A 22,538-nucleotide genomic window follows, 5' to 3' on the forward strand; every position below is an offset into this window, starting at 1 on the left:
CCTCGAACGCCGGACCGGCTGAGCAGTCGCCGCCTCAGCCGTACAGCTCGGCCACCCTTCTTGCCGCTTCCGCGAAGCGCTCGCGCAGCTCGGGCGGGCCCAGGACCTCCGCCTCGGGGCCGAGCGCCAGCAACTGCTCGTAGGCCACGTCCAGGGACTCCACGGCCAGCGTGACCGTGACGCGCCCGAGGCCGTCGGGGGCCGGGGCGGCCGCCAGGGCATCGGCGGCGGCCGCGCCGTCCGTCACGTGCGGCAGGCGCCGGGCGCCGTCCGGAGTGAGGCGCAGACCGACCCGGTCGCGGAGGATCGAGCGGGCGAACTCCGCTGCCCGCTCCTCCCAGAAGGCCGGCAGGTCGAACGTCCCGTCCCGTTCGAAGCGGTCCGCCCGGGCGGCCACGGCCGTGAAGCGGTCCACCCGGTAGACGCGGAACTGCTCGCCGGCACGGGCCGCGACGTACCAGATGCCCCCTTTGAGGATCAGTCCGTACGGCTCCAGCTCGCGCTCGACCTCGGTGTCCCGCCGCCGGTAGCGGGCCGTGACGGGGCGGTCGTCCCAGACGGCGTCCGCGACGGCGGGCAGCAGGGGCGGCGGGTCGCCCTCGCGCCACCAGCCGGGTGCGTCGAGGTGGAAGCGCTGGGCCGCGGACGCGGAGGCGTCGCGGAGCTCGGGCAGGAGGGCGGCGGAGACCTTGAGGCGGGCGGCCGAGGCCGCGTCTGCCAGGCCCATCTCGCGCAGCGCGGAGGGGACCCCGGAGAGGAACAGCGCCTCCGCCTCGGTGCGCCCGAGGCCGGTCAGGCGCGTGCGGTAGCCGCCGACGAGGCGGTAGCCGCCCGTGCGGCCGCGGTCGGCGTAGACGGGAACGCCCGCTTCGGACAGCGCGAGGACGTCCCGGGCGACGGTGCGCTCGGAGACTTCCAGCTGCCGGGCCAGCTCGGTGCCCGTCATCGAAGGGCGGGACTGGAGCAGCAGCACCAATTTGATCAGCCGTGCGGCGCGCATGGCTCAAAGGGTAAGGGGAGTGGCGACAGGAGCCGGTGCGCAGCCAGGGCAGGAAGACGCACGGGCTCCTGTCGTCACTTCTGAGCCGTTCCGCGACACAGGACAGGGCGCGCGGGACGGCTCGACGGAGACTGTACGCCCCTGATCGATGATCGATCAATCCTTGAGACCCAACAGAGACCACCCGGCAGGGACACCAGGGGGCTCGGATCCACGTCGGATCCACGTCGGATCCACGTCGGATCCGCGTCAGATCCGCGGCGCGCAGCTCAGCACGTGCGTCTTCAGCAGCTCCCCGATCGCCGGGTCGCGCCGCCGGAACGCGGCCACGATCTCGGCGTGGTCCTCCGCGTGGGCGCGCGGCTCCGGGCTGAGCCAGCGGATCGACAGCGTCGTCCACACCTCGATGCCCAGCGACTCCCAGGTGTGCAGCAGGACGGCGTTGCCCGCGGCCTTCACGATCTCCCGGTGGAAGGCGACCGTGTGCCGCACCTGCGCCTCGCCGTCGCCCACCCGGTCCGCCTCGTACAGCGCGGCCACCTCCGGCTCCAGCGCCGAGACGTCCTCGGCCAGCGCGGGCGCGGCCAGCTCCGCGGCCACCTGCTCCAGGCCGGCCCGGACCGGATAGCTCTCCTTGAGATCCGTGGCGGTCAGCTCGCGGACCCGGACGCCCTTGTTGGGCGAGGACTCGATCAGCCGCAGCGACTCCAGCTCGCGCAGCGCCTCGCGCACCGGCGTCTGGCTCACCGCCAGCTCGGCGGCGATCCGCCGCTCGACGATCCGCTCGCCCGGCTGCCAGCGCCCGCCGACGATCCCTTCGAGGATGTGCTCGCGGATCTGCTCACGCAGCGAGTGCACGACGGGTGTGGCCATGGGAGAGGCTCCTCAGCGGGGTGGTGCGCGGTAGTGCGGGGTGGTGCGGCGGTGCGGGGGCGGCGGGTGCGGGGGGCGGCGACTCGGGCGGTGACTCAATTATCCCGGCGGTGCACAAGGGCGCGGCCCCGGCTCGTACGAAACGAGCCGGGGCCGCGCCCTGATGACATCCTGCCGTGCCGCGAGGACTACAGACCGATCTCGGCCTCGAACTCGGCGGCCTCCAGGAGCTCCTTGATCGCCGTCAGGTAGCGGGCGGCGTCGGCGCCGTCCACCAGACGGTGGTCGTAGGAGAGCGTCACGTAGGTCATGTCGCGGACGGCGATGGTCTCGCCCAGCTCCGGGTGGCTGATGACCACCGGGCGCTTGACGGTCGCACCGATGCCCAGGATCGCGACCTGGTTCGGCGGCACGATGACCGTGTCGAACAGCGCACCGCGCGAGCCGGTGTTGCTGATCGTGAAGGTCGCGCCCGACATCTCGTCCGGGCTGATCTTGCCGGTGCGGACCTTGCCGGCCAGCTCCGCGGTCTTCTTGGCGATGCCCGCGATGTTGAGGTCACCCGCACCCTTGATGACCGGGGTCATCAGGCCCTTCTCCGAGTCGACGGCGATGCCGACGTTCTCGGAGTCGAAGTAGGTGATGGTGCCCTCGTCCTCGTTGATCCGGGCGTTGATGACCGGGTAGGCCTTCAGCGCCTGGACGGCGGCCTTGACGAAGAACGGCATCGGCGACAGCTTGACGCCCTCGCGCTGGGCGAAGGAGTCCTTGGCCTTGCCGCGCATCCGCATGATCTTGGTGATGTCCACCTCGATCACGGAGCTCAGCTGGGCCTGGCCGTGCAGCGCCTTCATCATGTTGTCGGCGATGACCTTGCGCATGCGCGGCATCTTGACCGTCTGACCGCGCAGCGGCGACGCCTGGAGGGCCGGAGCCTTCGGGGCGGCAGCGGCCGGGGCGGCAGCCGGGGCCGGGGCGGCCTTGGCGGCCTCCGCGGCGGCGATGACGTCCTGCTTGCGGATGCGGCCGCCGACGCCGGTGCCCTGGACCCGGGTGAGGTCCACGGCGTTCTCGGCGGCGAGCTTGCGCACCAGCGGCGTGACGTAGGCACCGTCGGTGACGGCGGCAGCGGCGGCCGGGGCCGGCGCCGCGGGGGCGGCCGGAGCGGCCGGCGCGGGAGCCGGGGCCGGGGCGGCCGGAGCAGCCGGAGCGGCGGGGGCCGCGGCCGGAGCCGGGGTCCCCGGGGCGGCCGGGGCGGCAGCCGGGGCCGGGGTGGCCGGAGCGGCCGGAGCGGCGGCGGGGGCAGCCGGGGCGGCCGGAGCGGCAGCGGCCGGAGCCGCGCCCGCGGCACCGATCACGGCGAGCTTGGCGCCGACCTCGGCGACCTCGTCCTCACCGACGGCGATCTCGAGCAGCACGCCGGAGACCGGGGCCGGGATCTCGGTGTCGACCTTGTCGGTGGAGACCTCGAGCAGCGGCTCGTCGGCCTCGACCGTCTCGCCGACCTGCTTCAGCCAGCGGGTGACGGTGCCCTCGGTGACGGACTCGCCCAGCGCGGGCAGGACCACGTCGGTGCCCTGGGCGGCGCCGGCCGGAGCCTCGGCGGCGGCCGGGGCGGCGGGCGCCTCGGCCACGGGGGCGGCCTCGGCCGGAGCCGGGGCGGCGGGGGCCTCGGCGACCGGGGCCGGAGCCTCGGCAGCGGCCGGAGCCTCGGCGGCGGCGGGGGCGCCGCTGCCGTCGTCGATGATCGCGAGCTCGGCGCCGACCTCGACCGTCTCGTCCTCGGCCACCTTGATGGAGGCGAGGATGCCGGACGCGGGGGCCGGGATCTCGGTGTCGACCTTGTCGGTGGAGACCTCGAGCAGCGGCTCGTCGGCCTCCACGCGCTCACCCTCGGCCTTGAGCCAACGGGTGACGGTGCCCTCGGACACGCTCTCGCCGAGCGCCGGCAGGGTTACGGAAACCGCCATGGTTGCGGTTGCTCCTTACGAGTAGTGCGGATGGTGGTGCGCTCGGGACTTAGTCGTGCGAGTGCAGCGGCTTGCCGGCCAGGGCCAGGTGAGCCTCGCCCAGAGCCTCGTTCTGCGTCGGGTGCGCGTGGATGAGCTGCGCGACCTCGGCGGGCAGCGCCTCCCAGTTGTAGATCAGCTGGGCTTCGCCGACCTGCTCGCCCATGCGGTCGCCGACCATGTGGACGCCGACGACGGCACCATCCTTGACCTGGACGAGCTTGATCTCGCCCGCGGTCTTCAGGATCTTGCTCTTGCCGTTGCCCGCGAGGTTGTACTTCAGAGCGACGACCTTGTCGGCGCCGTACAGCTCCTTGGCCTTCGCCTCGGTGATGCCGACGGAAGCGACCTCGGGGTGGCAGTACGTGACGCGCGGCACGCCGTCGTAGTCGACCGGCACGGGGTTGAGACCGGCCAGCCGCTCCGCAACCAGGATGCCCTCTGCGAAGCCGACGTGCGCGAGCTGGAGGGTCGGGACGAGGTCACCGACGGCCGAGATGGTCGGCACGTTGGTGCGCATGTACTCGTCGACCAGGACGTAGCCGCGGTCCATCGCGACGCCCTGCTCCTCGTAGCCCAGGCCCTGGGAGACCGGGCCGCGGCCGATGGCGACCAGCAGCACCTCGGCCTCGAACTCCTTGCCGTCCGCAAGGGTGACCTTGACGCCGTCGGCGGTGTACTCCGCCTTCTGGAAGAAGGTGCCCAGGTTGAACTTGATGCCGCGCTTGCGGAACGCGCGCTCCAGCAGCTTGGAGCTGTTCTCGTCCTCGACCGGGACGAGGTGCTTCAGGCCCTCGACGACGGTGACGTCGGTGCCGAAGGACTTCCACGCGGAGGCGAACTCGACGCCGATGACGCCGCCGCCCAGGATGATCGCGGACTTCGGCACGCGGTCCAGGGTGAGCGCGTGGTCCGAGGAGATGATGCGGTTGCCGTCGATCTCCAGGCCCGGCAGCGACTTCGGCACGGAGCCGGTCGCCAGGAGGACGTGGCGGCCCTGGATGCGCTGGCCGTTCACGTCGATGGAGGTCGGGGAGGACAGGCGGCCCTCGCCCTCGATGTAGGTCACCTTGCGGGAGGCGACCAGGCCCTGCAGGCCCTTGTACAGGCCGGCGATCACGTCGTCCTTGTACTTGTGGACGCCCGCGATGTCGATGCCCTCGAAGGTGGCCTTGACACCGAACTGCTCGCTCTCGCGAGCCTGGTCCGCGACCTCACCGGCGTGCAGCAGCGCCTTGGTGGGGATGCAGCCGTTGTGCAGGCAGGTCCCGCCAAGCTTGTTCTTCTCGATCAGGGCGACGTCCAGACCCAGCTGCGCTCCGCGCAGGGCAGCGGCGTAACCGCCGCTACCGCCTCCGAGGATCACTAGGTCGAAAACGGTGCTGGCGTCGTTCGCCACGTCACGTCCTCCATGCATGGGTACGCCGGAGCCGGTCACCGATGACCGGGCGGCGGCTGTCGTTCGGCCGCGTTTCTTCGGCCCTGTGATTAGGGGGGCCCTGTCCTGCCGAGACAACATCTTCGCATTTGTTGACGGACGGCGGGACGCCGGGCCGGTCCCGGAGGCGACGGTTGCGTCACCTTCGGGGGTTACTCGTGCGTACGGCCGAGGTATTTCGTTACAAGCGAACGGATCCGCACGGCCCCGGGCAAAAGCCGCGGGACCGTGCGACCGTACGGGCCGTGCGGACCGTGGGTGATGCTCAGCCGAGGTCGCCGGCGGCGGTGTGCTCCGCCAGGCGGACCAGCGTGCGGACCGCGGAGCCGGTGCCGCCCTTCGGGGTGTAGCCGTACGGGGCGCTCTCGTGGTACGCCGGGCCCGCGATGTCCAGGTGCGCCCAGGCGATGCCCTCGCCCACGAACTCCTTCAGGAAGATGCCCGCGAGCAGGCCGCTGCCCATCCGCTCGCCCATGTTGGCGAAGTCGGCGACCGGGGAGTCCATGGCCTTGCGCAGCTCGCCCGGGAGCGGCATCGGCCACGCCTGCTCGCCGACCTCCTCGGCGATCTCGTAGACCGAGGTGCGGAACGCGTCGTCGTTGCCCATGACGCCGAACGTGCGATTGCCCAGCGCGAGCACCATGGCACCCGTCAGGGTGGCGACGTCCACGATCGCGTCCGGGTTCTCCTCCGAGGCGCGGGCCAGGGCGTCGCCCAGGACCAGGCGGCCCTCGGCGTCCGTGTTGAGGACCTCGACGGTCTTGCCGCCGTACATCTTCAGGACGTCACCCGGGCGGGTGGCGGAGCCGGAGGGCATGTTCTCCGCGAGGGCCAGCCAGCCCGTCACGTTGACCTTCAGGCCCAGGCGGGCGGCGGACACGACCGCGGCGAAGACGGCGGCCGCGCCGGCCATGTCGCACTTCATGGTCTCGTTGTGACCGGCCGGCTTCAGGGAGATGCCGCCCGAGTCGTAGGTGATGCCCTTGCCGACGAGGGCCAGGGTCTTCTCCGCCTTCGGGTGGGTGTAGCCGATCCGCACCAGGCGCGGCGGGGCGTCCGAGCCGCGGCCGACGCCCATGATGCCGCCGAAGCCGCCCTTCAGCAGGGCCTTCTCGTCCAGCACCTCGACCTTGAGGCCGAACTCCTTGCCGGCGGTCTGGGCCGCGGCGGCGAAGGTCTTCGGGTCGAGCTCGTTCGGCGGCATGTTGACGAGGTCGCGGGCGCGGTTGACCTCTTCGGCCACGGTCGCGGCGCGCTCGGCCGCGGCCTTGAACGCCTTGTCGCGGGGCTTGCCGCCCAGCAGGGCGATCTCGGCGAGCGGGGCGCCCTTGTCGGCCTTGCCGTCCTTCTTCGCGGCGGCGGCGTTGCGGGCCGGGCGGTAGGAGTACGCGCCGAGCAGGGCGCCCTCCGCGACCGCGCCGGCGGCGTCGGCGTCCTCGACGGGCAGCGCGAACGCGGCCTTCTTGGAACCGGCCAGCGCACGGGCCGCGGAGCCCGCGGCGCGGCGCAGGGCCTCGTGGGCGAAGCCCTCGTCCTTCGCCGGGGCTTCGCCCAGGCCGACCGCCAGCACGACCGGGGCCTTCAGCCCGGACGGGGCGGGGAGCTTGGTCGTCTCCCCCTCGCCGCCGGTGGCGCCGAGGGCCTCCAGGACGGCGGTCAGCTTGCCGTCGAAGGCCTTGTCAACGGCTTCGGCGCCGGCCGCGACGACGGGGCCCTTCGGGCCCTTCGCCACGCCGATGACGACGGCGTCCGCGCGCAGCGTCGCCGCACTGGAAGTGCTGAGAGTCAGAGCAGACACGGTGGTGAGGTCCCTACTTCCGTTGAGTTTCTCGGCCGAGCGGGTGGGTCGGCCGCACCCCGGGCATCGTATGCGCCATATCGCTGCGGGGGGCATCCAAGGGTCTTCAGTGGCCGCGCGGTTCGGCCGGCGCCGGGCCCGCGTCCACCTCCGCCGCGGCGGTGATCGGCCACAGTGGCGCGTTTCGGCGGTGCCGTGCGGTGCCCGGCCGGGCTCGGCGCCGCCGGGTCGGTCGTGTGGGTTCCCGCCGTTGCGGCGGTGGAGAAGTGCCTGGTGGGCGCCATTTGCCGGACAGTCAGCCGTTTCCCGGGCGGTCGGCCGGTACGTCCTCCGCCGCGGCGGTGATCAGCCACCGTGATGCTGACCGGCGGTGCCGTGACCGGCTCGGCGGGGATGGGCACCGCCGGGTTGGTCGAGTGGGGTTCTCGCCGTTGCGGCGGTGGGAAGGTGCGTGGTGCTCGGGGAGCGTGCCCGGGTGCGGGGCGCTCTGTCTGCCCGGCCGGCACCGGGCATCTTCCGCCGCGGCGGTGATCAGCCACCCCGGTGCTCCACCGGCGTTGCCGGGCCGGGGCGCTAGCCCAGGGTCATGGTCACCAGGGCCGTCGTCGCCGCCGTTTCCGCGAGGGCGCCGAAGACGTCGCCCGTCACCCCGCCGAAGCGGGACACGCACCTGCGGAGGAGCAGTTCCGCGCCGAGGAGGCCCGTCGCGGCCGCCGCGGTCGTGTGGAGGGGGCCGTACGGGCCCAGGAGGGCGCCCCACGCCGCGCAGGCGGCCACCACCGCCACTCCGGCCGCCAGCGCCCCGCGAGGCGGCACCACGCCTGCCACGGCCGCCCCCAGGCCCTCCGGGCGGGCCGCCGGTACGGACGGGCGGCACGCGAGGGTCAGGGCGCAGCGGGCCGTCACGGCCGCCGTCAGCGCCGCGAGCGCCCCCCGCAGCGGGGACGCCGCGTACGCCCCGGACAGCGCCGCCACCTGCGCCAGCAGGACGAGCAGGAGTGTCACGACCCCGAACGGCCCGATGTCCGACTGCTTCATGATGCGCAGCGCGTCGTCCGCCGGCTTCCCGCTGCCCAGCCCGTCCGCGACGTCCGCCAGGCCGTCCAGGTGCAGCCCGCGGGTGAGGACCGCCGGCACCGCGACCGCGGCCACCGCCGCCAGGAGCGGCCCGGACCCCAGCGCCAGGAGCGCCGACCCCGCCGCCGCGGCCCCGGCGCCCACCGCGAGCCCCGCCAGCGGTGCCGCGAGCATGCCGCCGCGCGCGGCGGGGCGGTCCCAGCGGGTGAGGCGGACGGGCAGCACGGTGAGCGTGCCGAAGGCGAAGCGGAGGGCGTCGCCGGGGGTGGCGCGCGCGGGTGTCGTGTCGGTCATCGCGGGCACACTATCCGGCCCGCCGAGGGCAGTAGGTTGCCGGTGGAGGGCCGATCGGGAGCGGGTGCGTACGTCATGGGCCAGTGGTTGAGCCGCAACATCGTGGAGCCAGGGAAGCTGCCCCTGCTGCTCGCCCTGGGGGCCTTCGTCCTGACCTTCCTGGTGACCCGCGTCATCACCCGTCTGATCCGCGCGGGCAAGGGCCCCTTCCGCAACATCAGCCCCGGCGGGATACACGTCCACCACGTGGTGCCCGGCGTGGTGCTGATGGTGATCGGCGGCTTCGGCGCCGTCGCCTCGGGCCGGCACGGCCTCGGGGCGATGACCGCGGCCGTCCTGTTCGGTACGGGGGCGGGGCTCGTCCTCGACGAGTTCGCGCTGGTCCTGCACCTGGACGACGTCTACTGGACCGAGCAGGGCCGCAAGAGCGTCGAGCTCGTCGTGCTGACGGCGGCCCTCGTGGGCCTGGTGCTGGCCGGTTTCCTGCCCTTCGGGGTGAACGAGCTGACCCCGGAGGAGCTGCACGACCGCGGCCTCGTGGTCGTCAACGTCCTGATCAACTTCCTGATCGCCCTGTTCGCCCTGGCCAAGGGCAAGCCGCGGATCGCCCTGATCGGCGCGGTGGTCCCGTTCGTCGCCCTCTTCGGCGCGGTGCGCCTGGCCCGCCCCGGATCGCCCTGGGCGCGGCGCTTCTACCGCCACCGGCCGCGGGCCCGCCGCCGGGCCCGGGTGCGGGCCTACCGGCACGACGCGCGCTGGGAGGCGGTCCGCAACAGGATTCACGACCTGCTGGCGGGCGCCCCGGACCGCTGACCGCGCTGGACGTCCTCCTGCGCGCGGGCCTCGCGGCGCCTGCGCCGCACCTCGTCCGCCGCGCACAGCGCGAGCACCGCGACGACGGCCGCGATGTGCTCCTTCCCCGCCAGGTTCGGCTTGATCACCACCTCCACCGCCATCGCGAGCACGACCGCGGCACAGGTGAACCAGGCCCGGTAACGCCAGGAGACGAAGATCGCGAGCCCTACGACGGCCGCCGACGGACCGGTGTCGACGACCTTGGCGGCCTCGGGCGGCAGCCCGAACACCGAGTCGGGACCGATGTGGACGGCCAGCCGCGCGTACATCGTCCCGGCGAGCGTGGCCACGTAGGAGATGGCGAGCGTGCGCCACTTGCCCAGGCAGATCTCGGCGATGCCGAAGACCAGCAGGACCTGCGCCAGCGCGCCCCACACCGGCAGGTCCAGGGCCGGGACGAAGAGCGACAGCGGCGTCCGCAGCAGCGCGAGCCACCACGGCAGCTGCGCCTGCACCGAGCCGATCCGCTGCACCGGCCCGAAGCCCCAGGACTGGTTCTGGACGATCTGGAAGACGGCGGTGAGGAGGACCGCCGCGAGGGTCATCGGGACCGCCCGGAACTTCTTGCGTACGAGCGCCCGCCGGACGGTCCCGAAGAGCGGGCCCCACTCGGTCAGCGCGGCGCGTCGCAGCGCCGCGCGGTTCATCGTCGGCTCTCCAGGTGCTTGCGGTTGAGCCACTTGGGCAGGCCGGGGGCCTCCAGGAAGCCCTCGGCGCGTGCGCTCGCGATGCCGATCCGCAGCAGATCGCTGCTCTTCTCGAACAGCATGAAACGAGGCTCCCAGATGGGGCGGTATTTCGCATTTGCTCGATAGAGGGACTCGATCTGCCACCAGCGGGAGAAGAAGCTGAGCAGCGAGCGCCACGCCCGCAGCACCGGCCCCGCGCCCAGCCGGGAGCCGCGCTCGAAGACCGACCGGAACATCGCGAAGTTCAGCGACACCTGGTGGATGCCCAGCCCCTTGGCCTGCTGCAGCAGCTCGATGACCATGAACTCCATCAGGCCGTTCTCGGAGTCGCGGTCGCGCCGCATCAGATCCAGCGACAGCCCCTTGGGGCCCCACGGCACGAAGCTCAGCAGGGCGCGCAGCTCACCGCTGCCGTCGTGGCACTCCAGCATCACGCAGCGGCCGTCGAGCGCGTCGCCGAGCCGGCCCAGCGCCATCGAGAAGCCGCGCTCGGTCGCCCCGTCGCGCCAGTCGTCGGCACGCAGCAGGAGCTGCGCCATCTCCTTCTCGGGGATGTCCTCGTGGCGCCGGATCCGCACCGTGTAGCCGGCGCGCCTGACCCGGTTGTACGCCTGCCGCACGGTGCGCATGGCACGGCCCTCGAGGGTGAACTCCGCGGTGTCCACGATGGCCTCGTCCCCGAGCTCCAGGGCGTCCATGCCGTGGCGCGCGTAGATCGTGCCGCCCTCTTCGCTCGCGCCCATGACGGCCGGGATCCAGCCGTGCTCGCGCGCCTCCGCCAGCCACGGCTCGATGGCCCCGGGCCAGGCCTCCGGGTCGCCGATGGGATCGCCGGAGGCCAGCGAGACCCCGCCCACGACGCGGTAGGTGACCGCGGCCTTGCCGCTGGGGGACCAGATGACGCTCTTCTCGCGGCGCAGCGCGAAGTAGCCGAGGGAGTCGCGGTCGCCGTGCCGGTCGAGCAGGGCGCGCAGCTTCTCCTCGTCCTCGGCGGTGAGCGGGTCGGTGGCGCGGCGGGCCCGGAAGGCCGCGTACACCACGACCAGCAGCAGGACCGAACTCATCACGTTGATGGTGACGTCCACCCACCCGGGGACGGACAGCCCCGGGTAGGCGCTCTCGTCGACCTGCAGCGAGATCAGCCGCATGAAGCCGTAGTGCCAGCGGTCGAGGAACGTCGCCCGGTACTCGTCCGGGGCGTCGTTCGCGGCCCGCACCAGCAGCGCCGCCGTCAGCGAGGTGACCAGCAGGCCGACGACGGCGACGATCGCCGCCAGCTTCGGGTTGGAGCGGTCGCCCTTGGCGTAGAACTCCTTGCGGCCGGCCAGCAGGGCCCCCACGAAGAGGCCCGTGGCCACCAGCGAGAACCAGTTCAGCGCGTGCCGGTTGAACTCCCGGGAGAACATGAGCGTCGCCATGAACACCAGGAACAGCCCGGCCAGCACCAGGTTCAGGATCCACGACGCGCGCTTGCGCCGGCGCAGCGTGACCGCCATGACGAACGACCACAGCGCCGACGCGAAGCCCGCCGTCAGCAGGTACGGAGTGAAGAACTCGGCGTCGTTGTGCCGCCGGATGTCCGCGCCGAACGACACCCACACCGCGCTCAGCAGATTGACGAAGGTGACGAAGCGCAGGTACCACACGGCGAAAGCGGCGGCGCGCCGTGACCTGGCGCCGGCAGGTGCGCCCTCATCCGGAGTCAAGCGGACTTCTCCCATGAAAGATCATCATTCGGGGCATTGTCTGCGGCGGGCTCCGCGCTCCTCACACCGGCTGCCTGTCGGTCAGTCGCGATCCGGAAGTCGCTCGGGAAGGTCCGCCGCCAGGGCCGCGGCCGCCTGCACCAGTGGCAGAGCGAGCAGCGCCCCAGTCCCCTCGCCCACAGTGACGCCGTGATCGAGCAGAGGGTTGAGCGCCATCCGGTCAAGCGCCTTCGCCTGCGCCGGGTCGCCGCCGGCCTGGCCGGCCAGCCACCAGTCCGGCGCCCGGAACGCGACCCGCTGCGCGACCAGCGCGCACGCCGCGGAGACGACTCCGTCGAGGATCACCGGGGTGCGGCGCACCGCGCTCTGCAGCAGGAAACCCGTGGCAGCGGCCAGGTCGGCGCCGCCCGTCGCCGCCAGTAGCTCCAGCTGGTCGCCCAGCACCGGGCGGGCCCGGCGCAGACCGTCCCGGATCGCCGCGCACTTGCGCATCCAGGCCAGGTCGTCGATGCCGAAGCCGCCGCGGCCCGTCACCACGGAGGCGTCCGTGCCGCACAGCGCGCCGATCAGGGTGCCGGCCGCCGTGGTGCCGCCGACACTCAGATCGCCCAGAACCACCAGGTCGGTGCCCGAATCGGCCTCCTCGTCGGCGATCGCCATGCCCGTACGGAACGCGGCCTCCGCCTCCTCGGGCGTCAGCGCGTCCTCGATGTCGATCCGGCCGGATCCGCGCCTGACACGGTGCCGGGTCACCTCCTCCGGCAGCTCGGCGGGATCGCAGTCGACCGCCATGTCGACCACGCGCAGCCGCGCCCCGGCCCGCCGGGCCAGCACCGCGCCCGCGCTCTCGCCGGCCAGCGCCGCCTTCACCAGGACCGCCGCGCCGCCCTCGGGGCCCGCGGAGACGCCCAGCTTCGCGACCCCGTGGTCGCCCGCGAACACCAGGGCCGTGACCTGCTCCACCGGCTTGACCGGCACCGCCCCCTGCGCGGCGGCGAGCCACTCGGCCAGCTCGTCCAGCCGCCCCAGCGCACCGGGCCGCAGCCCGAGCCGCTCCCGCCGCTCCTCCGCGTCCCGCCGCACGCCCGGGTCGGGGCGCTCGATCAGCGTGGCGAAGTCATCAAGATTCAGACCGCTCATCCGCCGAACCCTACCCGCCCGGAGGGCGGCTAGACCTGGCTCGTACGGGTTGCTGCCGGTTCGCCGGGCGGCGACGGGGCGCGGGGGCCGTGCCCCTACGGTCTCCTCGGGAGGGGGAGCGTCGCCCGGACGCGGAAGCCCGTCGCACCCCCCTCGCCGGAGGCGGCCACGCACTCGCCGCCCAGTGCCGCCACCCGCTCCCGCATGCCCACCAGGCCGTGCCCGCCCGTGAGCGCAGCCCCGCCGGGAGGGCACCCCGTGCCGTCGTCCTGGACGGTCACGGACAGGGCGTCCGGGCCGCGGGTCAGCGTGATCTCGGCCCGCGCCCCGGGGCCCGCGTGTTTGTGGACGTTCGTCAGGGCTTCCTGGACGACGCGGTACGCCGTCAGGTCGACCGCCGCCGGCAGCGCCCCGACCGCCGCCACCGCCTCGGGCCCGCCGGCGACCGTCACCTCCAGCCCCGCCCGGGCGAACCCGTCGACGAGCTGGTCGAGCACGCCGAGGCCGGGCGCGGGCTCGGTGGGCGCCTCCGGGTCGCCGTACTGCCGCAGCAGCCCGACCGTGGCGCGCAGCTCCGACAGCGCCGAGCGGCTGGCCTCCCGTACGTGGGCGAGGGCCTGTTTGGCCTGGTCGGGGCGGCTGTCCATGATGTGCGAGGCGACGCCGGCCTGGACGTTGACGAGCGCTATGTGATGGGCGACGACGTCGTGCAGCTCGCGGGCGATCCGCAGCCGCTCCTCGGCCACCCGCCGCCGCGCCTCCTCCTCGCGGGTGCGCTCGGCCCGTACCGCGCGCTCCTCGATCGCCGCGACGTAGGCCCGGCGGCTGCGGACGGCGTCGCCCACGGCCCCGGCCAGGGCCGTCCAGGCGAAGAGCCCGAGGTTCTCGGGGGAGTACCAGGGCGGGGCGCCCAGGACCATGACGGCCGCGGTCAGGCCCGCGACCGTGGCCAGGGCGAAGCGCCACGCCGCCGGGCGTTCGGTGCGCGCGGCGACGGTGTAGAGGGCCACGACCACGGCCATCGCGATCTGGGTGCGCGGGGGAGCGGCGCGGTCGGTGGCGATCTCGGCCAGGGTCAGGGCGGACGTCACGCCGAGGACCGTGCGCGGGGCGGCCCGGCGCGCCGCCAGCGCGGCGCAGGTCAGCGCGCTCAGCACCAGGAAGCCGGCCCCCGGCGGCTCCGTGGCCCGGCCCCGCCCCGCGAACGACCCGATGAGGACGATCGCGAAGACGGCCAGGGAGAGCAGCGAGTCGGCGGCGACCGGGTGCGCCCGCAGCCAGCGGTGCGGGCGGGCCATGCCGGGAACGGCGAGGGAGCTCATCGCGAGAGGGGTCCCGTCTCGTGGCGGCGCCCCCGTCCCGGACGGGGACAGGGGCGCGGCGGGTGCTGGAGTACCGGTACCGGGCGGAGCGGGCCCGGGCGGTCAGCCGGGGATGAGGCCGTCGTCGCTCAGCATCTCGCGGACCTCTTCGAGGCTCGCGTCGGGAGCGGGCAGGATCAGCTCGGAGGGCTCCAGGGCGTCGTCGGGCAGCGGGCCGCCCAGCCGGCGCACGGCTTCCAGCAGGGCGTCGAGCGTGCGGCGGAAGCCCTCCTGATCACCGTTCTCCATCTCCTCCAGGAGCTCGTCGTCGAGCTTGTTGAGTTCGACGAAGTGGGCGTCGTCGAGCTTCCACTGCCCTTCCCCCATGATCCGTACGATCATGACGGTCTCTCCCTCGGTCGGGTGCGGGTGCCTGGGACCTGCGGACTACTGCTTGTCGAAGCGCGGCCGCTCCTGCTCGGTGCGGGAGGCGGCCTGGCCGCCGTTGCCGCCCTCGATGGCCTGCTTCGGGGCGCTGCCGCCGGCCAGCTCGGCCTTCATCCGCTGCAGCTCCAGCTCCACGTCCGAGCCGCCCGAGAGGCGGTCCAGCTCGGCGGTGATGTCGTCCTTGGCCATGCCCGTGGGGTCGTCGAGCGCGCCGGAGGCGAGCAGCTCGTCGATGGCGCCGGCGCGGGCCTGCAGCTGTGCCGTCTTGTCCTCGGCGCGCTGGATGGCCATGCCGACGTCGCCCATCTCCTCCGAGATGCCGGAGAAGGCCTCGCCGATGCGGGTCTGGGCCTGGGCGGCGGTGTAGGTGGCCTTGATGGTCTCCTTCTTCGTACGGAAGGCGTCGACCTTGGCCTGCAGGCGCTGCGCGGCGAGGGTGAGCTTCTCCTCCTCGCCCTGCAGCGTCTGGTGCTGCGTCTCCAGGTCGCTGACCTGCTGCTGCAGCGCCGCGCGGCGGGAGAGGGCCTCGCGGGCCAGGTCCTCGCGGCCCAGGGCGAGGGCCTTGCGGCCCTGGTCCTCCAGCTTGGAGGACTGGCCCTGGAGCTGGTTGAGCTGCAGCTCCAGGCGCTTGCGGGAGGTGGCGACGTCCGCGACGCCGCGGCGCACCTTCTGGAGCAGTTCGAGCTGCTTCTGGTACGAGTAGTCGAGGGTCTCGCGCGGATCCTCGGCCCGGTCCAGGGCCTTGTTGGCCTTCGCGCGGAAAATCATCCCCATACGCTTCATGACACCGCTCATGGGCCTCGCGCGCCCCCTTCTGACGGACTTCGGCTCCAGCACACCTTGCAGACCCCACAGTAAGGGCCCTGCTTCCATTACCGCACTGTTCGGGCCCCGATGCGCTCCTCCTCCAGGACGATCAGGCGGCCGCCGTCCTCCGGCGCAGGGAGTAGACGTCCACCCGGGGAGAAGTCCGGGGAGGAGCGGGGGAACAACCAGGGCAACGGCTGCCGTTGCCGGATCGTTCCCCCGGACGGGCGGGTACCCGCTCCCCTTACCCCGTACCCTTGGGTTTCGTGTTCCGAAGCCGTTCCACTTCCAAGGATGAGCAGGCCGCCGCCGCCAAGGTGACCGCGGACCAGCCCCAGCAGACCCGTGACCCGCAGGCCCCCAAGGGCCGCCCGACCCCCAAGCGCAGCGAGGCGAACTCCCAGCGCCGCGCCGTGGCGCACACGCCCGCCAACCGCAAGGACGCCGCCAAGCGCGCCCGCGAGACCCGCCGGGCCGACCTGGCCAAGCAGCGCGAGGCCCTCGCCAACGGGGACGAGCGCTACCTGCCCGTCCGCGACAAGGGCCCCGTCCGCCGCTTCGCGCGCGATTTCGTGGACTCGCGGTACTCCGTGGCGGAGTTCTTCCTGCCGCTCGCCGTCCTCATCCTGATCCTCAGCATGATCAACAAGGGCGCGTTCCAGACGTACGTGCTCCTCGCGTGGATGATCGTGATCGCCCTGATCGTCATCAACTCGGCGGTCACCGGCATCTCCCTCAAGCGCGCCCTCAAGCAGCGCTTCCCCGACGAGAACACGCGCGGTGCGGTGGCCTACGCCATCATGCGCACGCTCCAGATGCGCCGGCTGCGCCTGCCCAAGCCGAAGGTCAAGCGCGGGGAGAAGCCCTGAGCGCCTTCGCACCCGGCTTCGGTGCCGGTGCCGAGGGCCGGCTCCGGGGCCTTGGGGGCTTACGGAACACCGTCCGGCAGGAGCTGGTCGCCCGCCAGCTCGACGAGCAGATAAGCGCCCGCTATCCGGTCGGCCGGCGGCTGCGCATCCTCGACGTCGGCCCCGGCCAGGGCACCCAGGCCCTCCGGCTGGCCCGCGCGGGCCACGAGGTCACCGGCCTGGAGTCCGATCCCGTGATGCTCGGCGCCGTGCGCGAGGCGCTGGCCGCCGAGCCGGAGGGCATCCGGGAGCGGGTGCGGCTCGTCGAGGGCGACGGCCGCGAGACCGGCGCCCACTTCACCCCGGGCTCCTTCGACATCGTGCTCTGCCACGGCGTCCTGATGTACGTGCCCGAGCCGGATCCGATGCTCGCCGGGCTGGCCCGGGTGCTCGCCCCCGGCGGCCTGCTGTCCCTCCTGGTGCGCAACGCCGACGCCCTGGCCATGCACCCGGGCCTCGCCGGCGACTGGGACACCGCCCTCGCCGCCTTCGACTCGCCCGCCTACACCAACCGCATCGGCCTGGAAGTCCGCGCCGACCGCCGGGAGACCCTGACGGCGACGCTCGCCGGGATCGGGGCGCCGCTGCACACCTGGTACGGCGTGCGGGTCTTCACCGACCAGGCGGTCGACGGGCGCGAGCCGCCGGGAGGCCCGGAGCTGGAACGGCTGATCCTCGCGGAGGACCGGGCCGGACGAACGGATCCCTACCGCTCGGTGGCGGCCCTGCTGCACCTGTGCGGCGTCCGGGGCTAGCGGCCCCGGGGCGCCCGGCGCCGACGCCGGTCTTCCCGCGGCCCGGGCCCGCCGGGGCCGCCCCGAGCCGTGCACCCGGCCCGTACCACCCGTTCGTAGGCCCGGCCGGGACAGGGGCCCCCGCAGGGGCAATACTCCGAGCATGGATGGCTCACGCGCCCATGCCCGTGCCACGTTCCTGCTGACCGCCCTCGTCTGCTCCGCCGCGCTGACCGCCGGCTGCTCCGCCACCTCGCCCCGCCCCGTGGAGCGGGAGGGCCCCGAGAAGGCGCCCGCCGTGTCCGGGGCGCCCACCATCCGGGGGTCCGCCGGGGACCTCCAGGCCGCCTACGAGAAGGTGGTCAAGGACGTCCTGCCGTCCGTCGTGCAGATCACCGCGGGCGACAGCCTCGGCTCGGGCGTCGTCTACGACGACAAGGGCCACATCGTCACCAACGCCCACGTCGTCGGCTCCGCGCAGTCCTTCAAGGTCACCCTGGCGACCGGCGGCGGCCCCGTCGGCGCCCGGCTGGTCGCCGCCTATCCCGAGCAGGACCTGGCGGTCGTCCGGCTCGACGAGGTCCCCAAGAGCCTCAAGCCCGCCACCTTCGGGGACTCCTCGAAGGTGGAGGTCGGCCAGATCGTGCTGGCGATGGGCAATCCGCTGGGCCTGTCCAGCAGCGTCACGCAGGGCATCGTCTCGGCCGTGGGCCGCACCGTGAGCTCCGGCCGCAGCGGCGGCGGCACGGGCGCCACCATCGCCAACATGGTGCAGACCTCCGCGGCCATCAACCCGGGCAACAGCGGCGGCGCCCTCGTCAACCTCGCGGGCCAGGTGATCGGCATCCCCACCCTCGCCGCCACCGACCCGGAGCTCGGCCGGGGCCCGGCGCCCGGCATCGGCTTCGCGATCCCCGCCGTGACCGTCCGCACCGTCGCGGGCCAGATCGTCAGGAGCGGCAGGGTCACCGACTCCGGCCGGGCCGCGCTCGGGATCACCGGGCGCACGATCGTCGGCCCGGACTTCACTCCGGCCGGCGTCGCGGTCGTCGCCGTCAACCAGGGCGGTCCCGCCGACCGGGCGGGCCTGCGCGCAGGGGACGTGATCACCGCGGTGGGCGGGAGCGGCATCTCCACGATGCAGTCCCTGTCCGAGGCGCTCGCGGGCCTCAAGCCGGGCGAGCGCACCGAGGTGACCTACGACCGGGACGGCGCCGAGCACACCACGACCGTGACCCTCGGTGAAATCTGAGACCGCCTGCCGCCCCTTCCGGGGGCGGCAGGCAGCGGGACGCAGGTCAGCTCTCGGCCGCCGCGCGCAGGCTCATCACGTAGATCTTCGTGTCGTCCTCGAACAGCGTCACCTGCTCCGCGCCGCCGTCCAGGAGCTCCTTCCAGACCTCGCCGATCCAGGACTCGGCATCGCCCTGAGTCGTGAACTCCTCCGGCTCGACCGCCGGGGAGGTCTCCGTCCCGTCGGCCTTCTCGAACCGCCACAACCACGCCATGTCCGCCTCCTGAGTCCCACCGGAACGTGCTGGATAGGTCCTGCATACGTGCTGCGCTGCGCAGCCTAACGGCCCGTCGGCGACGAGAAAGGGTGAGCCCCGCGCGCCCGCCGCGCGCGGACGCGAGACGATCAGTGCGTGGAACTGACACTGCTCGGCACCGGAGCCCCCGAAGGGCTGCCGCGCCCCGACTGCCCCTGCGCCTCCTGCGCCACCGCCGTGGGCGACGAGGCGCGGGCCGCGACCGCGGTCCTCGTCGACGGGGCGCTGCTGCTGGACCTCACCCCCGGGCCGGCCTTCGCCGCGGCCCGCGCGGGGCGGTCGATCGCCGGGGTCCGGCAGGTCCTGCTCTCGCACCCGCACGACGGGCCGGCCGTGGAGTTCCCGGCGGGCCTGCCCGCGCCGGTCCGGGTGCCGGACGGCCGGGAGCTGGCCGTGATCAGCGGCCACCGGATCCGGGCGGTGGCCCTGGACGCCCCGGGCACGGGGTACGAGGTGACCGCCGCGGACGGCGAGCGCCTGCTCTACCTACCGCCGGGCGCGGCCCCCGCTGGCCTGAACGGGCCGGGCCCCGGCCCCGACCGCCCGGGCGGCCCGTACGACATGGTGCTGCTCGACGTCCTCGGCCGGCCGGACGCGCTCGCCCGGCTGCGCTCCGCGGGCGCCGTCACGGCCACGACGGACGTCCTCGCCGTGCACCTCGACCACGACGTGCCGCCCGGGCGGGAGCTGCACCGGCAGCTCGCCGCGGCCGGCGCCCGCACGGTGCCCGACGGCACGACGCTGGTCGTCGGCGACTACCACGCGGTACCGGACCTGCCGCGGCGCACGCTGGTGCTGGGCGGCGCCCGCTCGGGCAAGTCCGTGGAGGCCGAGCGGCGGCTGGAGTCGTTCCCCGACGTGCTCTACGTGGCCACGGGCGGCACCCGCCCGGGCGACGCCGACTGGTCGGCGCGGGTGGCCCTGCACCGCGAGCGCCGGCCCGGCTCGTGGCGCACGGCCGAGACCTGCGACCTCGTGCCCCTGCTGGCCGGGGAGGGCCCGCCGCTGCTGCTGGACTGCCTGTCGCTGTGGCTGACGGACGCGATGGACTCGGTCGGGGCGTGGGACGACGAGTCGTGGGCCGACGGGGGCGCGGACGCGCTGGCGGCGAGGGTCGCGGAGCTGGTGGCGGCCGTGCGGGCCACGCGGCGCACGGTCGTGGCGGTGAGCAACGAGGTGGGTTCGGGGGTCGTCCCGGCGACGGCGTCGGGGCGGCGCTTCCGCGACGAGCTGGGCCGGCTGAACACGGCGGTGGCCGCGGAGTGCGAGCACGTCCTGCTGGTGGTGGCGGGACAGGCCCTCGCGCTGCGCTGAGCGCTCCGTACCCTGAGGCCCATGCCTGCACCCGACCGCCCCGCCATCCGCGTCCTGCTCGCCGACGACCAGGCCCTGCTGCGGAGCGCCTTCCGCGTCCTGGTGAACTCGGAGCCGGACATGACCGTCGTGGGGGAGGCCGCCGACGGCGCCGAGGCCCTGGAACTGGCCCGCAGCCGGGCCCCGGACGTGGTCCTGATGGACATCCGGATGCCGGGCACGGACGGCCTCGCCGCCACCCGCGCGATCTGCTCCGACCCGGCCCTGGCGGACGTCCGCGTGGTGATGCTGACGACCTTCGAGGTCGACGAGTACGTGGTGCAGTCGCTCCGGGCGGGCGCCTCCGGGTTCCTCGGCAAGGGCGCCGAGCCGGAGGAGCTGCTGTCGGCGATCCGGATAGCGCGGGCGGGGGAGGCGCTGCTGTCGCCCGCGGCGACGAAGGGGCTGATCGCGAGGTTCCTCGCGCAGCCGGGGGAGCCCGAGCGCCCGGCGGGCCGGGCCGTGCGGCTCGACGCGCTCACCGGCCGCGAGCGGGAGGTGCTCGTCCAGGTGGCGGGCGGGCTGTCCAACGACGAGATCGGCGAGCGGCTGGAGGTCAGCCCGCTGACCGTCAAGACGCACGTCAACCGTGCGATGGCGAAGCTGGGGGCGCGGGACCGGGCCCAGCTCGTGGTCATCGCCTACGAGTCGGGCCTGGTCCGGCCGAGGACGGACTAGCGGCGGTTCCCGGGGCTCGCCACGGAGCCCCGGGAAGGTGCCGTGGCGGCTACGGCAGGGCCAGCATCCGCTCCAGCGCGAGCTTCGAGAACGCCGCGACCTCGGGGTCGACCTCGATGCGGTTGACGACCTTGCCGTCCGCGAGGGACTCCAGCGCCCACACCAGGTGCGGCAGGTCGATCCGGTTCATCGTCGAGCAGAAGCAGACCGTCTTGTCGAGGAAGACGATCTCCTTGCCCTCGTCGGCGAATCGATTCGCCAGACGCCGGACCAGGTTCAGCTCCGTGCCGATGGCCCACTTGGAGCCGGCCGGGGCGGCCTCCAGGGTCTTGATGATGTACTCCGTCGACCCGACGTAGTCGGCCGCGGCCACGACCTCGTGCCTGCACTCGGGGTGCACCAGGACGTTGACGCCCGGGATGCGCTCGCGCACGTCGTCGACGGAGTCGAGCGAGAAGCGGCCGTGCACGGAGCAGTGCCCGCGCCACAGGATCATCTTGGCGTCGCGCAGCTCCTGGGCGGTCAGCCCGCCGCCCGGCTTGTGGGGGTTGTACAGGACGCAGTCGTCCAGGGACATCCCCATGTCGCGGACGGCCGTGTTGCGGCCGAGGTGCTGGTCGGGGAGGAAGAGGACCTTCTCGCCCTGCTCGAACGCCCAGGTCAGGGCGCGCTCGGCGTTGGAGGAGGTGCAGATCGTGCCGCCGTGCTTGCCGGTGAAGGCCTTGATGTCGGCGGAGGAGTTCATGTACGAGACCGGGACGGTCGCCTCGGCGATGCCCGCCTCGGTCAGCACGTCCCAGCACTCGGCGACCTGCTCGGCGGTGGCCATGTCGGCCATGGAGCAGCCGGCGGCGAGGTCCGGCAGGACGACCTGCTGGTCCTCGGTGGTGAGGATGTCCGCGGACTCGGCCATGAAGTGCACGCCGCAGAAGACGATGTACTCGGCGTCCGGCCGGGCGGCGGCGTCGCGGGCGAGCTTGAAGGAGTCGCCGGTGACGTCCGCGAACTCGATGACCTCGTCGCGCTGGTAGTGGTGGCCGAGCACGAAGACCTTGTCCCCGAGCTTCGCCTTGGCCGCTCGGGCACGCTCCACCAGGTCCGGGTCGGAGGGCGCCGGCAGGTCGCCGGGGCACTCCACACCGCGCTCGCTCTTCGGGTCGGCCTCGCGGCCGAGCAGCAGGAGCGCGAGGGGCGAAGGGGAGGGGGCCTGGAAGTCCAAGGGCTGGGCGGTGGTCACGTCACGCACCCTTTCTGTTCTGCGGACGGCCGGAAAGGGCCTTGTCGTCAATATGACGCTATCTATCATAACCGCTTCGCGTCACTTTGACGATGGTGATCGCGTCGATGTGACACATTCCCGATCCGGCGAACGGTGTGCGAGCATGAAAGGCGGAATACACCGCAGCAGGCCCGGAATGAATCCGGGAGACCGGCGGTTGCAGCCGAGGGCAAGCAGTCCGCACCAAACCCGGGAGTGAAGCAGATGTCCGTTCAGGACGAGAAGACCACTGTGAGCGACGGCATCCTCCTGTCCGATGCCGCCGCCGCCAAGGTCAAGGCCCTGCTGGAGCAGGAAGGCCGTGACGACCTCGCGCTGCGCGTCGCCGTCCAGCCCGGCGGCTGCTCCGGTCTGCGGTACCAGCTCTTCTTCGACGAGCGCTCGCTCGACGGTGACGTCGTCAAGGACTTCGACGGTGTCAAGGTCGTCACCGACCGCATGAGCGCCCCGTACCTGGGCGGCGCCTCCATCGACTTCGTCGACACCATCGAGAAGCAGGGCTTCACGATCGACAACCCGAACGCCACGGGTTCCTGCGCCTGCGGTGACTCCTTCAGCTGAACCGTCACCACCTCGTGACCGCGAAGGCGGTGGCCCCGGCC

The 22,538-nt window shown here is 73.4% G+C and carries 22 protein-coding genes; 7 read left to right on the top strand and 15 right to left on the bottom strand.

The annotated features are described in order from the left end of the window. Positions 1-34 precede the first annotated feature (34 nt). The 6 genes from AS857_RS20530 to AS857_RS20555 form a co-directional block, all read right to left on the bottom strand. Positions 35-1,000, bottom strand: a complete 966-nt coding sequence (locus AS857_RS20530; protein WP_058044748.1) for a helix-turn-helix transcriptional regulator — start codon at positions 998-1,000, stop codon at positions 35-37. A gap of 249 nt (positions 1,001-1,249) precedes the next feature. Then, on the bottom strand, positions 1,250-1,873 hold the full coding sequence (locus tag AS857_RS20535) for a GntR family transcriptional regulator (RefSeq protein WP_058044749.1): 624 nt from the start codon (positions 1,871-1,873) through the stop codon (positions 1,250-1,252). Positions 1,874-2,061: 188 nt separating this feature from the next. Then, complete coding sequence (sucB, locus tag AS857_RS20540) at positions 2,062-3,843, bottom strand: 2-oxoglutarate dehydrogenase, E2 component, dihydrolipoamide succinyltransferase (protein WP_058044750.1); 1,782 nt, start codon at positions 3,841-3,843, stop codon at positions 2,062-2,064. A 49-nt stretch (positions 3,844-3,892) separates the two neighbouring features. Then, a complete protein-coding gene (gene lpdA / locus AS857_RS20545; RefSeq protein ID WP_058044751.1) occupies positions 3,893-5,281 on the bottom strand; it encodes a dihydrolipoyl dehydrogenase in 1,389 nt (462 codons plus the stop codon). Positions 5,282-5,585: 304 nt separating this feature from the next. Further along, positions 5,586-7,118 (bottom strand): leucyl aminopeptidase, encoded by a 1,533-nt coding sequence (locus AS857_RS20550; RefSeq protein WP_058044752.1) that lies wholly within the window; start codon positions 7,116-7,118, stop codon positions 5,586-5,588. Between the two features lie 573 nt (positions 7,119-7,691). Continuing rightward, positions 7,692-8,489, bottom strand: a complete 798-nt coding sequence (locus AS857_RS20555) for an adenosylcobinamide-GDP ribazoletransferase (protein WP_058044753.1) — start codon at positions 8,487-8,489, stop codon at positions 7,692-7,694. Between the two features lie 75 nt (positions 8,490-8,564). Between AS857_RS20555 and AS857_RS20560 the strand changes: the two genes are divergently transcribed. Then, positions 8,565-9,302: a hypothetical protein gene (locus AS857_RS20560; RefSeq protein WP_058044754.1), complete on the top strand. Its 738-nt coding sequence runs from the start codon at positions 8,565-8,567 to the stop codon at positions 9,300-9,302. On the opposite strand, the gene AS857_RS40065 is transcribed toward AS857_RS20560, so the two are convergent. The 6 genes from AS857_RS40065 to AS857_RS20590 form a co-directional block, all read right to left on the bottom strand. Further along, complete coding sequence (locus tag AS857_RS40065) at positions 9,269-9,991, bottom strand: hypothetical protein (protein WP_058044755.1); 723 nt, start codon at positions 9,989-9,991, stop codon at positions 9,269-9,271. The genes AS857_RS20560 and AS857_RS40065 overlap by 34 nt on opposite strands. Continuing rightward, entirely contained in the window at positions 9,988-11,754 is a 1,767-nt protein-coding gene (locus AS857_RS20570; RefSeq protein WP_058044756.1) for a phosphatidylglycerol lysyltransferase domain-containing protein, read from the bottom strand. The genes AS857_RS40065 and AS857_RS20570 overlap by 4 nt, the downstream gene beginning before the upstream one ends. 66 nt (positions 11,755-11,820) lie before the next feature. Further along, the gene (locus AS857_RS20575; RefSeq protein WP_058044757.1) at positions 11,821-12,879 is read right to left on the bottom strand and encodes a nicotinate-nucleotide--dimethylbenzimidazole phosphoribosyltransferase; all 1,059 of its coding nucleotides are present in this window, start codon (positions 12,877-12,879) and stop codon (positions 11,821-11,823) included. Between the two features lie 95 nt (positions 12,880-12,974). Beyond that, positions 12,975-14,201, bottom strand: coding sequence for a sensor histidine kinase (locus tag AS857_RS20580; protein ID WP_058044758.1), 1,227 nt, complete (start codon positions 14,199-14,201; stop codon positions 12,975-12,977). A 102-nt stretch (positions 14,202-14,303) separates the two neighbouring features. Continuing rightward, on the bottom strand, positions 14,304-14,582 hold the full coding sequence (gene pspAA / locus AS857_RS20585) for a PspA-associated protein PspAA (RefSeq protein WP_058044759.1): 279 nt from the start codon (positions 14,580-14,582) through the stop codon (positions 14,304-14,306). Between the two features lie 45 nt (positions 14,583-14,627). Further along, entirely contained in the window at positions 14,628-15,422 is a 795-nt protein-coding gene (locus AS857_RS20590) for a PspA/IM30 family protein (RefSeq protein ID WP_079110530.1), read from the bottom strand. A gap of 278 nt (positions 15,423-15,700) precedes the next feature. On the opposite strand from AS857_RS20590, the gene AS857_RS20595 reads away from it, so the two are divergent. Next, positions 15,701-16,303 carry a DUF3043 domain-containing protein gene (locus AS857_RS20595; RefSeq protein ID WP_058046944.1) on the top strand — a complete coding sequence of 201 codons (603 nt, stop codon included), beginning with the start codon at positions 15,701-15,703 and terminating at the stop codon, positions 16,301-16,303. Positions 16,304-16,362: 59 nt separating this feature from the next. Here AS857_RS20595 and AS857_RS41565 read toward each other — a convergent pair whose 3' ends face one another. After that, positions 16,363-16,509: a hypothetical protein gene (locus AS857_RS41565; protein ID WP_245700762.1), complete on the bottom strand. Its 147-nt coding sequence runs from the start codon at positions 16,507-16,509 to the stop codon at positions 16,363-16,365. Between AS857_RS41565 and AS857_RS20600 the strand changes: the two genes are divergently transcribed. Both AS857_RS20600 and AS857_RS20605 read left to right on the top strand, forming a co-directional pair. Beyond that, on the top strand, positions 16,444-17,097 hold the full coding sequence (locus AS857_RS20600; RefSeq protein ID WP_245700636.1) for a class I SAM-dependent methyltransferase: 654 nt from the start codon (positions 16,444-16,446) through the stop codon (positions 17,095-17,097). The two genes, AS857_RS41565 and AS857_RS20600, sit on opposite strands and share 66 nt — an antisense overlap. Positions 17,098-17,239: 142 nt before the next feature. Then, entirely contained in the window at positions 17,240-18,328 is a 1,089-nt protein-coding gene (locus AS857_RS20605; protein WP_058044761.1) for a S1C family serine protease, read from the top strand. Positions 18,329-18,374: 46 nt separating this feature from the next. On the opposite strand, the gene AS857_RS20610 is transcribed toward AS857_RS20605, so the two are convergent. Further along, positions 18,375-18,584, bottom strand: a complete 210-nt coding sequence (locus tag AS857_RS20610) for a hypothetical protein (RefSeq protein WP_058044762.1) — start codon at positions 18,582-18,584, stop codon at positions 18,375-18,377. A gap of 138 nt (positions 18,585-18,722) precedes the next feature. On the opposite strand from AS857_RS20610, the gene AS857_RS20615 reads away from it, so the two are divergent. Both AS857_RS20615 and AS857_RS20620 read left to right on the top strand, forming a co-directional pair. Continuing rightward, positions 18,723-19,940, top strand: coding sequence for a bifunctional adenosylcobinamide kinase/adenosylcobinamide-phosphate guanylyltransferase (locus AS857_RS20615; protein WP_058044763.1), 1,218 nt, complete (start codon positions 18,723-18,725; stop codon positions 19,938-19,940). Between the two features lie 21 nt (positions 19,941-19,961). Further along, positions 19,962-20,657: a response regulator gene (locus tag AS857_RS20620; RefSeq protein WP_058044764.1), complete on the top strand. Its 696-nt coding sequence runs from the start codon at positions 19,962-19,964 to the stop codon at positions 20,655-20,657. A 49-nt stretch (positions 20,658-20,706) separates the two neighbouring features. Here AS857_RS20620 and nadA read toward each other — a convergent pair whose 3' ends face one another. Then, positions 20,707-21,894, bottom strand: coding sequence for a quinolinate synthase NadA (gene nadA / locus AS857_RS20625; protein WP_058044765.1), 1,188 nt, complete (start codon positions 21,892-21,894; stop codon positions 20,707-20,709). A gap of 246 nt (positions 21,895-22,140) precedes the next feature. On the opposite strand from nadA, the gene AS857_RS20630 reads away from it, so the two are divergent. Beyond that, positions 22,141-22,497 carry a HesB/IscA family protein gene (locus AS857_RS20630; protein WP_058044766.1) on the top strand — a complete coding sequence of 119 codons (357 nt, stop codon included), beginning with the start codon at positions 22,141-22,143 and terminating at the stop codon, positions 22,495-22,497. The last annotated feature ends 41 nt before the right edge of the window (positions 22,498-22,538 follow it).

It is taken from the genome of Streptomyces roseifaciens (genome assembly GCF_001445655.1).
Lineage (GTDB): Bacteria > Actinomycetota > Actinomycetes > Streptomycetales > Streptomycetaceae > Streptomyces > Streptomyces aureoversilis.